The 12,635-nt window shown below is 71.4% G+C and carries 14 protein-coding genes; 6 read left to right on the top strand and 8 right to left on the bottom strand.

The genetic code is table 11. The features are described 5' to 3' along the window. Positions 1 to 63: 63 nt before the first annotated feature. Complete coding sequence (gene lpdA, locus IIE03_RS20350) at positions 64 to 1,467, bottom strand: dihydrolipoyl dehydrogenase (RefSeq protein ID WP_192864599.1); 1,404 nt, start codon at positions 1,465 to 1,467, stop codon at positions 64 to 66. A gap of 105 nt (positions 1,468 to 1,572) precedes the next feature. Continuing rightward, entirely contained in the window at positions 1,573 to 1,845 is a 273-nt protein-coding gene (locus IIE03_RS20345) for an acylphosphatase (RefSeq protein WP_192864598.1), read from the bottom strand. Between the two features lie 201 nt (positions 1,846 to 2,046). On the opposite strand from IIE03_RS20345, the gene IIE03_RS20340 reads away from it, so the two are divergent. After that, a complete protein-coding gene (locus tag IIE03_RS20340) occupies positions 2,047 to 2,835 on the top strand; it encodes an AAC(3) family N-acetyltransferase (RefSeq protein WP_192864597.1) in 789 nt (262 codons plus the stop codon). A 42-nt stretch (positions 2,836 to 2,877) separates the two neighbouring features. On the opposite strand, the gene IIE03_RS20335 is transcribed toward IIE03_RS20340, so the two are convergent. Next, positions 2,878 to 3,765, bottom strand: a complete 888-nt coding sequence (locus IIE03_RS20335; protein WP_192864596.1) for a phosphotransferase — start codon at positions 3,763 to 3,765, stop codon at positions 2,878 to 2,880. A gap of 136 nt (positions 3,766 to 3,901) precedes the next feature. After that, positions 3,902 to 4,570, bottom strand: coding sequence for an ArsR/SmtB family transcription factor (locus tag IIE03_RS20330; RefSeq protein ID WP_192864595.1), 669 nt, complete (start codon positions 4,568 to 4,570; stop codon positions 3,902 to 3,904). 106 nt (positions 4,571 to 4,676) lie between these two features. Here IIE03_RS20330 and IIE03_RS20325 point away from each other — a divergent pair, with 106 nt between their 5' ends. After that, positions 4,677 to 5,969 (top strand): MFS transporter, encoded by a 1,293-nt coding sequence (locus tag IIE03_RS20325; protein ID WP_192864594.1) that lies wholly within the window; start codon positions 4,677 to 4,679, stop codon positions 5,967 to 5,969. Positions 5,970 to 6,000: 31 nt separating this feature from the next. Here IIE03_RS20325 and IIE03_RS20320 read toward each other — a convergent pair whose 3' ends face one another. Together IIE03_RS20320 and IIE03_RS20315 are read right to left on the bottom strand one after the other, a co-directional pair. Beyond that, positions 6,001 to 6,933 carry an AEC family transporter gene (locus IIE03_RS20320; RefSeq protein WP_192864593.1) on the bottom strand — a complete coding sequence of 311 codons (933 nt, stop codon included), beginning with the start codon at positions 6,931 to 6,933 and terminating at the stop codon, positions 6,001 to 6,003. Positions 6,934 to 6,990: 57 nt separating this feature from the next. Then, the gene (locus IIE03_RS20315; protein ID WP_192864592.1) at positions 6,991 to 7,845 is read right to left on the bottom strand and encodes an LLM class flavin-dependent oxidoreductase; all 855 of its coding nucleotides are present in this window, start codon (positions 7,843 to 7,845) and stop codon (positions 6,991 to 6,993) included. A gap of 204 nt (positions 7,846 to 8,049) precedes the next feature. On the opposite strand from IIE03_RS20315, the gene rnhA reads away from it, so the two are divergent. Further along, positions 8,050 to 8,469 (top strand): ribonuclease HI, encoded by a 420-nt coding sequence (gene rnhA / locus IIE03_RS20310; protein WP_192864679.1) that lies wholly within the window; start codon positions 8,050 to 8,052, stop codon positions 8,467 to 8,469. 150 nt (positions 8,470 to 8,619) lie between these two features. Here the strand turns inward: rnhA and leuD are convergent, their stop codons facing one another. Next, positions 8,620 to 9,258, bottom strand: a complete 639-nt coding sequence (leuD, locus tag IIE03_RS20305) for a 3-isopropylmalate dehydratase small subunit (protein WP_192864591.1) — start codon at positions 9,256 to 9,258, stop codon at positions 8,620 to 8,622. Positions 9,259 to 9,290: 32 nt separating this feature from the next. Next, on the bottom strand, positions 9,291 to 10,811 hold the full coding sequence (gene leuC, locus IIE03_RS20300; protein ID WP_192864590.1) for a 3-isopropylmalate dehydratase large subunit: 1,521 nt from the start codon (positions 10,809 to 10,811) through the stop codon (positions 9,291 to 9,293). Positions 10,812 to 10,911: 100 nt separating this feature from the next. On the opposite strand from leuC, the gene IIE03_RS20295 reads away from it, so the two are divergent. From IIE03_RS20295 to IIE03_RS20285, 3 genes are all read left to right on the top strand, one after another. Continuing rightward, positions 10,912 to 11,631: an IclR family transcriptional regulator gene (locus IIE03_RS20295; RefSeq protein ID WP_123813501.1), complete on the top strand. Its 720-nt coding sequence runs from the start codon at positions 10,912 to 10,914 to the stop codon at positions 11,629 to 11,631. Positions 11,632 to 11,777: 146 nt separating this feature from the next. Beyond that, positions 11,778 to 11,960 (top strand): hypothetical protein, encoded by a 183-nt coding sequence (locus tag IIE03_RS20290; RefSeq protein ID WP_192864690.1) that lies wholly within the window; start codon positions 11,778 to 11,780, stop codon positions 11,958 to 11,960. Between the two features lie 7 nt (positions 11,961 to 11,967). Further along, entirely contained in the window at positions 11,968 to 12,624 is a 657-nt protein-coding gene (locus IIE03_RS20285; RefSeq protein ID WP_192864589.1) for a PH domain-containing protein, read from the top strand. The last annotated feature ends 11 nt before the right edge of the window (positions 12,625 to 12,635 follow it).

The raw sequence follows: 12,635 nt of genomic DNA, 5'->3' as shown, positions 1-12,635 counted from the left end.
GCGGAATTCCGCGGATCCGGGCCCCTCACCAGGCCGACCGCCCAAAAGCGGCCCACCCATCAACTAAAAGTTGATCATGTGCCCGGCAAGCCCATGAATCGACTCCTGCACCGACTCCGACAGCGTCGGGTGCGTGTGCACGTTCCGCGCCACCTCGTCCGCCGTGAGGTCCCACTTCTGCGCGAGCGTCAGCTCCGGCAGCAGCTCCGACACGTCCGGCCCGATGAGGTGCCCGCCCAGCAGCTCGTTGTACTTGGCGTCGGCCACGAGCTTCACGAAGCCGGTCGTGTCGCCGAGCCCGTGCGCCTTGCCGTTGGCCATCGTCGGGAAGGAGGCGACCTTCACGTCGTAGCCCTCGTCCTTGGCCTGCTGCTCGGTGAGCCCGAACGACGCGACCTGCGGCGAGCAGAACGTGGCGCGCGGCATCATCCGGTAGTCGCCGAGCGTCTGCGTCTCGGCGCCGGCGATGGTCTCGGAGGCGACGACGCCCTGCGCCTCGGCCACGTGCGCGAGCATGAGCTTCGCGGTGACGTCGCCGATCGCGTAGATGTGCGGCACGTTGGTGCGCATGTGGTCGTCGATGTCGATGGCGCCGCGGTCGGTGAGCGCGACGCCGGTGTTCTCGAGGCCGAAGCCCTCGACGTTCGGCGCGAAGCCGACGGCCATGAGCACCTTGTCGACGGTCAGCTCGCCCGCCTTGTCGTCCTTCACGCCCTTGTAGCTGACGTGGACGGACGAGCCGTTGTCCTTGACGGTCTGCACGGCGGTGGAGGTCAGGATGTTCACGCCGAGCTTCCGGTACTGCTTGGCGATCTCCTTGGACACGTCGGCGTCCTCGTTGGGCAGGGCCCGGTCGAGGAACTCGATGATGGTGACGTCCACGCCGTAGTTCTTCAGGACGTACCCGAACTCCATGCCGATGGCGCCGGCGCCGACGATGGCGATCGACTTCGGCAGGTCGCGCGTCATGATCTGCTGCTCGTACGTGACGACGTTGTCGCTGAGCTCGACCCCGGGCAGCAGGCGGACCTTCGAGCCCGTCGCGATGATGGCGTTGTCGAACGTGACGCGCTCGGTGCCGCCCTTGTTGAGGGTGACGTCGATGGTGTTCGCGTCCACGAACGAGCCGCGGCCGTCGTACTCGGTGATCTTGTTCTTCTTCATGAGGAAGTGGACGCCCTTGACGCGGCCGTCCGCTACGGTGCGCGAGCGGTCCCAGGCCTTGCCGTAGTCGAACGACACCTCGCCCGACATCCCGAACAGGTCCTTGTCATGCGTGAAGAGGTGGGCCAGCTCCGCGTTCCGCAGGAGGGCCTTGGAGGGGATGCAGCCCACGTTGAGGCAGACACCACCCCAGTACTTCTCCTCGATGATCGCAACGGACTTGCCGAGCTGCGCCGCACGGATCGCGGCGACGTAGCCGCCAGGGCCAGCTCCGAGGAGAACGACGTCGTAGTGGGAAGCCATGGCCCCCAGCCTATGGCCAGAGCCGCCATGCCGTGGCGTGACGTCCGTCATGAACCACCACCATGGACGACGACGGCGGTCGTGGCGGGCCCGGTCCCGTCCCGCTCAGTGGGTGACGCGGAAGCCGGTCTCGCCCACGGGCTCGAGCTCCGCGACGTCGACGGCGGTCACCACGGCCGCCGTCGGCCCCTCGCGCAGGACGGCGGCCAGCTCCTCGACCGCGTCCGGCTCGCCCTCGACCTCCGCCTCGACGGCGCCGTCCGGCGTGTTCCGGACGAACCCCGCGACGGGCAGCCGCCGCGCGGCGCGTGCCACGGCCGCGCGGAAGCCGACGCCCTGCACCCTGCCGCGCACCGTCACCCGAACCCGCTGAACCATGCCGCCAGCATATTCGCCGCCCCACGGTCGCCGCTGACGGCGCCCGGAAGTACTGCTCGACCATCACGACGCGTGGAAAAACGTGGCGCCGTCATCCGCCACGCGCCCTAGGGTGAGCCGGTGATGCCGCTCGGACGGCCCGAGGTCACCGACGACCGCGGCACGCGGCACGCGTCGCCAGAAGGGTTGGGGATCATTCCGATGGATCAGGCTTCGCCACACACCGTGGCCTCGCTGGCAGGCGAGCTCCGGGCGCTGGGCGTCGCACCGGGCGACGTGTTCCTGGTGCACTCGTCCATGAGGTCCCTCGGCTTCGTCGCAGGCGGAGTGCACGCCGTCGTCGAGGCCCTGCTCTCGGCGGTGGGTGCGGAAGGCACCGTCGTCGTCCCCACGCACACCTCGGAGTACACGGACCCCGCGGGCTGGCAGCACCCGCCTGTCCCCGAGTCGTGGTGGCCGGTGATCCGTTCCGAGACACCGGGGTTCGACCCCGCGCGCACGCCCAGCCGCTGGGTCGGCGTCCTTCCCGAGGTCGTCCGGGCCTGGCCCGGGGCCCTGCGCAGCGCTCACCCGCACGTCTCCTGCGTGGCGCTCGGCGCGCGGGCCCCGGAGATCACCGCGGAGCACGACCTCGGCGAGTCCCACGGCGAGAGGTCGCCGATCGGCCACGTCTACCGGCTCGGCGGCAAGGTCCTGCTCCTCGGCTGTGGCCACGACGCCAGCACGTCCCTGCATCTGGCCGAGAGGCGTCAGCCGTCGCCGCCGATGGCGGAGACCGGTGCAGCGATCCGCGACGCCACCGGGACGAGCCGCTGGGTCACCTGGACGGACCTCGTCATCGACGAGGAGGACTTCCCGCGGATCGGGACGGCGTTCGAGGACACCGGCGCGGTCACCGTCGGGACCGTCGGATCCGCGACCGCCCGGCTCATGGACCAGCGGCAGCTCGTGGACTTCGCCGTGGACTGGATGGCGCACCACCGCGCCTGACCCTCGCCGGGCGGCCGAGCACGTCGCCCGCCCGCGCCGGCCTCAGGCGTCGCGCGCCGTGACGTGGCCCGCCAGAATGCGGCCGAGGAACCACCTCGCGGACTCCGCGTAGTCGAGCGAGTGGTTGACGTGTTCGACGTCGGGCCGGGCGGCGTCGAGGCCCGCGTGCAGGAGCGCCCAGCCGACCTCGCGGACCATGTTGAGGTACTTGAAGTCGTGCAGCGCGGCCGCGTGCTGGTCGTCGTACTCCCCGAAGTAGGCCTCGATGAGCACATGTTCCTCCTCCGGCGTGCAGCCCTCGTGGAACGCCGGGGTGGCCAGGTCGAAGTACACGTTCCCGACGCCGGACAGCTCCCAGTCGAGGAGGGTGAGGCGTCCGTCGTCGGCGATGACGTTGAAGCGGTAGAAGTCGTTGTGGCAGTAGGCCATGCCGTCGCCGCGCGCCTCGGCGCGGGCCTCGATCACATCCACCTCGTGCAGCACGCCGTCCAGGCCGTCGGGCATCGGCACGCCCAGCTTGCGGGCGCCGTCCAGGTACGTCCGCACGAGCCAGAACGGGTCGCACCGCCGGTCCACTCCCTCGATCGCGTGCACCTCGGCGAGCACGTGCGCCATCGCGCGGAGGTACCGCGGCTCGTGGCACTGCTCGGGGGTGAGCAGCGGGCCGGGGACCAGTTCGGTCAGCAGGTGGTCGGCACCCGCCGCGAGCACCCGCGGGGCGATCCCTCGCGCGGCCGCGGCACGGACGGCGGCGGCCTCCGCGGTCCGGCTCAGGCCCAGGGCATCGTTCTGGTGACCGTTGAGCCGCAGGACGGCCTCGACCGGGCCCCCGCTCACACGGTAGGTCTCGTTGGAGAACCCCCCGTCAAGCGGCTTGGCCACGGCGGTGGGCAGACCGGCCTCGGCCAGGATCTCGGTGACATCTCTCATCGGCGGCGCTCCTGAATCCACATCGGCATCCCCCACCGACGTCCCGTCGACTCGGTGTGGGCCGGAGCATTCCTGGCGGGCACGCTCGGCGGCAAGGCCGTACCGCCACGGGAGACGGCGCCGGGCGTCGCGCGCCTCAGGCGCCCGCGCGTTCCAGCGGAAGGCTCGCCGCGCTCCATTCGAGGACGCCGTCGGACAGGCGGCGCGCGGTGATGCCGTGGTCGTGCAGGATCCGGACGGCGTCGTGGGAGAGCACGCAATACGGCCCCCGGCAGGTGGCGACGACGTCGGTCCCGGCGGGGATCTCGCCGAGGCGCTCCGCGAGCTGGCCGAGCGGGATCGACATCGCGCCGGGGATGTGGCCGCTGGCGTACTCCTCGCCCGGGCGGACGTCGATGACGGTGACCGAACCGTCCTGGAGGCGCCGCAGGAGTTCCTCGCGACCGATCTCCTCGGAGTCGTCCTCGCCGAGGAACGCGGTCGCGACTGCCGGCAGGTCGGGCAGGTGGGCCTCCGCGATGCGCTGGACCTGCACATAGAGAGCGCCGACGTCCGGGCCGGCGAGCCGATAGTAGATCCGGGTGCCGTCACGTCGCGTCGCCACAAGGTTCGCCCTCCGCAGCGCCTGGAGGTGCGCGGAGACCGTGGTGAGGTTCGTGTCGGTGGACCGCGCGAGCGCCTCGACGGACCGCTCACCCTGGGCGAGCAGGTCGATCAGCTCCAGGCGCCTGGGGCTGCCCAGCGCCTTGGTCACGCGGGCGAACTGCTCGAAGAGCGCCTCCTTCGCCTCTCGCCGCGTCTGCATCGGTGATCCCTCCTGGTGGACAGCGTCTCCCGGCGCAGTCTACGCTCTTGTCTTATATTCCAAAGAGTTTTGGAATAATCTAGGAGCCGAGCGGGACGGAGCACGCATGCCCGAGACCCAGGTCGGAGCTCCGGCCCCCGGGGTGACCGAACCCCCGCAGCAGCGCCGCACCCTGGGCGTCCTGGTCGCCGCTCAGGTCCTGTCCGGGGCGGGCCTCGCGGCGGGGATCACGGTCGGGGCGCTCCTCGCGCAGGACATGCTGGGCTCGACAAGCCTGTCCGGGCTGCCCAGCGCTCTCTTCACGATCGGTTCGGCCGGGGCGGCGTTGCTGATCGGCCGGATCTCGCAGCGGCTCGGACGCCGTCCCGGGCTCGCCTTGGGCTATCTGGGCGGAGCGCTGGGCAGCGTCGGCGTCATTGCGGCGGCGGTCCTGGACAACGCCGTCCTCCTGTTCACGACCCTGTTCGTGTACGGCGCGGGGACCGCGACCAACCTCCAGGCCCGGTACGCCGGGGCGGACCTGGCCGCGCCGGCGCGGCGTGGCCGGGCCGTCTCCACGGTCCTGGTCGCGACGACGCTCGGCGCGGTGGCGGGCCCGAATCTCGTCACCGTGATGGGCGACGCCGCCGGTTCGCTGGGGATCCCCGCGCTGGCCGGTCCGTTCCTCCTGTCCGGGGCCGCGTACGGGGCCGCGGGCCTGGTGCTGTGGGTGTGGCTGCGGCCCGATCCGCTGCTGCTGGCGCGCGAGGCGGCCGCCGGTCACGGCGCGGTCTCCACGAGCGAACCGGTTGCGGAGATCGCCCAGGTGCCCCCGTCGGACGACGCCGCACGGGACGCTGCGCGGACCGTCCTGCTCGCCGGAACGATCATGGTCCTCACCCAGGCGGTGATGGTCGCGGTCATGACGATGACGCCCGTGCACATGCACGCCCACCACCATTCGGTCGGCGCGATGGGCATGGTGATCGCCGCGCACGTCGGCATGATGTACCTGCCCTCGCCGCTGTCGGGGTGGCTGGTCGACAGGTACGGTCCCGTGCGCGTCGCCGTGGCGGCGGCCGGTGTCCTGCTGCTGTCCGGCGTCCTCGCGGCGGCCGCGCCCGCCAGTTCGCTGGTGCTCCTCGCGATCGCGCTCGGGCTGCTCGGCCTCGGGTGGAGCTTCGGCCTCGTGGCGGGCACGGCGATGCTCACGGCGGCCGTGCCGATCGAGTCGCGGGCGAAGACCCAGGGTGCCGTCGACCTGTCGGTCGCCCTGGCCGGCGCCGCGGGTGGCATGGGATCGGGAATGGTCGTCGCCGGCACGAGCTATGCGGCGCTGGCGCTCGGCGGCGGCCTCTTCGCGCTGCTGATCCTCCCGGCCGTCGCCGTGACGGTGCGCCGCTCCGGCACCCCGGCCTGACGGCCGATCGACCGGTACCGGCCCGAGCCCTCTACGCCACGAGCAGCGTGATCACCGTGATCGCCGGGACCGAGCCGATCGTCGTCACGAAGATGGCGTCCCGTGCCAGCAGTTCGGCCCGCCCGAAGCGGGTCGCGTGCACGAAGATGTTCTGCGCACTCGGGAGCGCCGCGGTGACGGTGAGGGCCAGCAGGGCGACGTCGTCCACCCCGAGCAGGCGGCCCGCGGCGTAGGCGCCGAGCGGCTGGACCACGAGCTTCAGGAACGTGACGAACCCGAGCTCGACCGCGGGAACTCCGCGGCCTGGCAGCGGACCGAGCCGCAGCGAGATGCCGTAGGCGATGAGCACGCCCGGCACCGCGAGTCCGCCGACGAGCCCGACGGGTTCCATGACGAGGTCCGGCAGGCGCAGGCCGGTCAGCGAGATCGCCAGCCCGAGCAGCGTCGCGACGGTGAGCGGGTTGGTGAAGGGCAGCCGGGCGGCCCGCCAGAACGCCTCGGTTCGGGTGCGGCGCGCGCCCTCGCGGCCGGCGTCGAGCACCATGAGCGCGATCGGCTGCAGGACGCCGAGCTGGAGCAGCAGCATCGGCGCGATGAGCGCGGCGTCGCCCAGCACGTACGCGGCGACCGGCAGGCCGAGGTTCCCGGCGTTGCAGTAGGCGGAGCACATCGCGCCGATCGCGATCTCGTCGGCCCGGCGGCGCTGCACCAGCGCGGCGACGAGGACGTAGGGGATCGCGGCGGCGACGACACCCGCGGCCGTCGCGACGAGGTTGCGCGAGAGGAACCCGGCGACGTCGGTCTCGGACACCACCACGAACAGCAGGCACGGGCTCGCCACGAAGAACGAGAGCTGCGTCAGCACCGTCTGTGCGTGCTCGTCCAGCAGCCTGACCGCCGCGATCCCGTACCCGACCGCGATCACGGCGGCGATGGTGGTGAACCCGAGCAGGACGTCGTGCACGTGGCGAGCGTATTCCGTCGCCCGGCGCAACGGCCGAGCCGTCTCACCAGGGGCACGTCAGATCGCCGGCGGCCCCTGGCGGGCCTTCTTCAGGAGGAACTCCGGCGTGACCGTCTCCGGGTCCCACCAGGAGTCGATCCACCAGGTCGCACCCGCCTCCTGCATGGCGCGCGCCTGCTCGGCCGCCTGCCCGGGGTCCTCGGCCAGCTTGCCCTGCGCGACGACGTCGAACGGGCGCTCCGGGTCGCGCTCGGTCCAGGCCGGCTGCGAGCTCAGCCACCGGGTGAGCGCCACGACGGAATCGGGCCCGGGTTCGTCGGCGGTGCCGCGGTTCTGGGTGACGATCCCGTCCCAGCGCAGCGTGCGGGCGAGGTTCTTGGCGGGCGGCCGCGCGGGGTCCCAGACGCCGACCGGCCAGACGGGGATCCGGCCGTTCACGGGTGGCTCGGGGAAGACCATCTCGCCGACCTGGGTGCGGCTGCCGGAGAACTCGAAGGGCTCGCCCTTCCAGGACTCGCCGAGGTAGACGAGGACGTCGTCGAGCAGCTCGGCCCGCTCCTTGAGGCCGGTCGCCTGCCCGGGGACGGCCCGGAAGGCGCCGTCGTCCAGCACGCCGACGCCGACGGGCAGGACGAGACGGCCGCCGGACAGGTGGTCGAGGGTGAGCGCGCGCTGTGCGAACTCCCACGGGCGGTGCCGCGGTGGGGCGAAGACCATCGCGCCGAGCGTGATCCGCTCGGTGACGGCCGCCACCGCCGAGAGCAGGGAGAACGGATCCCACGTGGGCCCGAAGGGCCCCATGCTGATCGCGTCCCACGTGAAGAAGCCGTCCCAGCCGTGCTCCTCGCACTCGCGCGCGAGCGCGATGTGCTGCTCCGGCGTGCCGAAGCTTCCGATGAGCCCGAATTTCATGCCGCAACCTCCGAGTGGTCGGACCTGACTGCCGTTCTCCGCCACGCTACGCCCGGACACTGACATCGACGCCGGATGCCGGCCGGGGCCGGGCCCCCGGACCCGGCCCACCGGCAGATGCGGCAGGAAGCACCGACGCGACTAGTGTTGGACCCCGTGACCAGCCCCGCAGACACCACCGCCAGCGCCCGTCCCGTCGTCGAGATGTGGACCGACGGCGCCTGCAAGGGGAACCCCGGCATCGGCGGCTGGGGCGCGCTGCTGCGTTCGGGCACGCACGAGAAGGAGATCTTCGGGGGCGACCCGGCCACGACGAACAACCGCATGGAGCTGACCGCCGTCGTCGAGGCGCTGCGCGCGCTCAAGGGCCCGAGTGACGTGACCATCCACGTGGACTCGTCCTACGTGATGAACGGGATGAAGTCGTGGGTCGCCGGCTGGAAGCGCAACGGCTGGCGGACGGCGTCGAAGCAGCCGGTGAAGAACGTGGACCTGTGGCAGGCGCTCGACGCCGAGGTCGCCCGGCACGAGGTGCGCTGGGTCTGGGTCAAGGGTCACGCCGGCGACCCGGGCAACGAACGCGCCGACGCCCTCGCGAACAAGGGCGTCGACAGCGTCCGCTGACGTCTCCGAGCGTCCCCCGACGTCTCCGGTCGGTCATTACTTGAGTGATCGGCAGATCATTCTGCCGATCACTCAAGAACGGACCGACCGCGCGTCTGGTCGGTCAAGCGATGACCGACCAGGCGCGCCGACCAGACCGGGCGCGGACCGTCAGCCCACAGCCCGGGCCGGCTCCACCGTCTCCGTCGGCCAGTGCTTCGCGGGCAGCGTCTTGGGGCGCCAGCTCGCGCGGGTCTCCTCGAACGCGGCGATGTCGTCGGCGTGCTGGAGGGTGAGGCCGATGTCGTCCAGGCCCTCCATCAGGCGCCAGCGCGTGTAGTCGTCGATCTGGAAGGGCACGGTGACGTCGTCGGCCGTCGCGGTCCGCGCCTCGAGGTCGACCGTGACCTCGGTGCCCGGCCTGGTCTCCAGCACCTTCCAGAGGATCTCGATGTCCTCCTGCGCGACGACACCCGCGAGCAGACCCTGCTTGCCGGAGTTCCCTCGGAAGATGTCCGCGAAGCGCGAGGACAGCACCACGCGGAAGCCGTAGTCCTTCAGCGCCCAGACGGCGTGCTCACGCGAGGAGCCGGTGCCGAAGTCCGGCCCGGCCACGAGCACCGATCCCGCGGAGTAGGCCTCCTGGTTGAGCACGAACGACGGGTCGCCCCGCCAGGCGGCGAACAGCGCGTCCTCGAAGCCGGTGCGCGTGACCCGCTTGAGGTAGACGGCCGGGATGATCTGGTCGGTGTCGACGTTGCTGCGGCGCAGCGGCACGCCGACGCCCGTGTGGGTGGTGAACTTCTCCATGGTGGTCTCCAGGAATCCTCGGGCCCGGCGCGTCAGCGGGCGCCGGCCGGCACGGGCATGGGCAGGTCGACGACGGTCTCGGTGATCGGCGGGGCGCCCACGCCGTCCAGCGGCGAGCCGTCAAACGTGGTCAGGTCGACGTCCTCGGCCAGGTCCAGGTCCGCGACCGACGACAGCGTGCCGCGGATCGCGGTCGCCGCCGCGACGAGCGGCGAGACCAGGTGGGTCCGCCCGCCCTTGCCCTGCCGTCCCTCGAAGTTGCGGTTCGACGTCGACGCCGACCGCTCCCCCGGCGCCAGCTGGTCCGGGTTCATGCCCAGGCACATCGAGCAACCGGCGTTGCGCCACTCGGCGCCGAAGTCCTTGAAGATCACGTCCAGGCCCTCGGCCTCGGCCTGCAGCCGGACACGGGCGGACGCGGGGACGACGAGCACCCGGACGTCGTCGGCCTTCCTCCGGCCCTGGACCACCTTGGCGACGGACCGCAGGTCCTCGATGCGCCCGTTGGTACAGGAACCGATGAAGACCGTGTCGACCTTGACGTCCCGCAGCGGCGTGCCGGGCTCCAGGCCCATGTACTCCAGCGACCGCTCGGCGGCGACCCGCTCGGACTCGTCGGCGATGTCGGCCGGTACCGGCACGGACGCCGAGATCGGCAGGCCCTGGCCGGGGTTGGTGCCCCAGGTGACGAAGGGCTCGAGGTCGGCGGCCTCGAGGACGACCTCGGCGTCGAACTCGGCGTCGTCGTCGGACCTGAGCGTCTTCCAGTACTCGACGGCGGCGTCCCAGTCAGCCCCCTCGGGGGCGTGCGGGCGGCCCTTGAGGTACTCGAACGTGGTCTCGTCGGGCGCGATCATGCCGGCGCGCGCGCCCGCCTCGATGGACATGTTGCAGATGGTCATCCGCGCTTCCATCGACAGCTTGCGGATCGCCTCGCCGCGGTACTCCAGGACGTAGCCCTGGCCGCCGCCGGTGCCGATCTTGGCGATGACGGCGAGGATGATGTCCTTGCTGGTGGTGCCGGGCGGCAGGGCGCCGTTGACCGTGATCGCCATGGTCTTGAACGGCTGCAGGGGAAGCGTCTGGGTGGCGAGCACGTGCTCCACCTCGGACGTGCCGATGCCGAACGCGAGGCCGCCGAACGCGCCGTGCGTGGAGGTGTGCGAGTCGCCGCAGACGACGGTGAGGCCCGGCATGGTCAGGCCGAGCTGGGGCCCCACCTGATGGACGATGCCCTGGTCGGCGTCGCCGAGGCTGTGCAGCCGGATGCCGAACTCGCGGGCGTTCGCCCGCAGGGTGTCGATCTGGGTGCGGCTGGTCTCGTCGGCGATCGGCCGGTCGATGTCCAGCGTCGGGGTGTTGTGGTCCTCGGTGGCGATGGTGAGGTCCGGCCGGCGCACGGGGCGCCCGGCGAGCCGGAGCCCTTCGAACGCCTGGGGACTCGTCACCTCGTGGACGAGATGCAGGTCGATGTACAGCAGGTCGGGCTCGCCCCCGGTGCCACGTCGCACCAGGTGTGCCTCCCAGACCTTCTCCGCCAGCGTGCCGGCCATTGCGGGTCGCCTCCTCGTCACTTCCAGTTTCGCCCTGCATCGATGTTCGATCTATGGTGCCGACTTGCCATCTCACGCCCTGAGACGGCAATATCGAGGTATGGACGATACTAGCGGAGTCGGCGTACTGGACAAGGCCGCGTCCGTCCTCGGCGCGCTCGAGGCCGGTCCGGCCACCCTGGCACAGCTCGTGAACTCGACGGGCCTGGCCCGTCCGACCGCGCACCGCCTGGCGGTCGCGCTCGAGCACCACCGCATGGTCGCACGCGACATGCAAGGCCGCTTCGTGCTGGGTCCGCGCCTCAACGAGCTCGCCACGGCCGCCGGCGAGGACCGGCTGCTCGCGGCGGCGAACCCGGTGCTCATCGCGCTGCGCGACCACACCGGCGAGAGCGCCCAGCTCTACCGCCGCCAGGCGGACCAGCGGGTGTGCGTGGCCGCGGCGGAACGCCCCGTGGGCCTGCGCGACTCGATCCCGGTGGGCGCGACGCTCACGATGCACGCCGGCTCCGCGGCGCAGATCCTGCTCGCCTGGGAGGAGCCGGACCGCCTGCACCGCGGCCTGCGGGAGGCGGTGTTCACCGCGACGATCCTGTCGGGTGTCCGACGGCGGGGGTGGGCGCAGTCGGTCTCGGAGCGCGAGCTGGGCGTGGCGTCCGTCTCGGCCCCCGTGCGCGGCCCGTCGGGCCGCGTCGTGGCCGCGGTGAGCGTGTCCGGGCCGGTGGAGCGGCTGTCGCGGCAGCCGGGCCGGCTGCACTCGGCGGCCGTGGTGGCGGCGGCGAACAAGCTCACCGAGGTGCTGCACCGGTCGGGTGAGTGACCGTCGCGGGACCACACGGCAAAGTCTTTACCAAACCTTCGCGCCACACCGAGGTCGGTGACCCTGCAGGCTGGACCCGGAAAGTACGCTTTCATTCGACGTGTGCTACCAGGCCCGCACGCGCGTCGTCGTCGTGAGGAAGACAGATGTCGCCGAAACTGAGGCTCGTCCTCATCTGGTTGGCGGTGATCGCCATCGTGTCCATGATCATCAGCGACCCCAACGGGTCGGCAGACTTCGTCCTCACGATCTGGGACATGATCTGGGGTGCGGTGCTGTCGATCGCCACGTTCTTCGAGCAGTTGTTCACGGGCATCCTGGCCGGGTGACCCCTGCGTGACCGAGACCGAGGAGTTCTTGCGCGGCCACCGAGGGCTGCGCAAGTACATCCTGAGTGGTGAGGAGATCATCTTCGCCACGCACCGGCACTGGATCCGCCTGTGGGAGCCGGTGCTGACGACGGTCGGCTCGTTCGTGGTGCTCGTGGTGGTGTTCCTCGCCGCGAGCAGCGAGATGCGCGACATCCTGGTGTGGTTGTTCTGGGGCTGGGCCCTGGTGGTGGGGCGCCTGGGATGGAAGTACCTGGAGTGGCGCCACGACTGGCTGCTGATGACGAGCCTGCGGCTGATGACGGTGACGGGTTTCGTGGTGCAGAGGGTGGCCACGATGCCCCGGGACAAGGTGACGGATCTCGGCTACCGCCAGGACGTGCTGGGCCAGATCCTCGGCTACGGCACGTTCCACTTCGAGTCGGCCGGCCAGGACCAGACACTGGGCACCGAGGAGTACATCCCGAGCTCGGACTCCCTGTACCGAACCCTCATGACGGCCCTCTTCCACCCGGACGCCGACCCGAAGCCGCCCCAGATGCCGCCGTCCATCCTCCCGAAGCAGCGGGAGACCCCCGCCGAGGCCGACCCCCCGGACCCCGAGGCCACCCGCTCGACCCCCCGCACCCAACAGATCCAGATCCGCCCGACCCGCGAGGACTGAGGCAAAAGCCC

This window comes from Myceligenerans pegani (genome assembly GCF_014892515.1).
In the GTDB taxonomy this organism is placed as follows: Bacteria; Actinomycetota; Actinomycetes; order Actinomycetales; family Cellulomonadaceae; genus Myceligenerans; species Myceligenerans pegani.
This window is presented reverse-complemented; position numbering and strand designations above follow the sequence as displayed.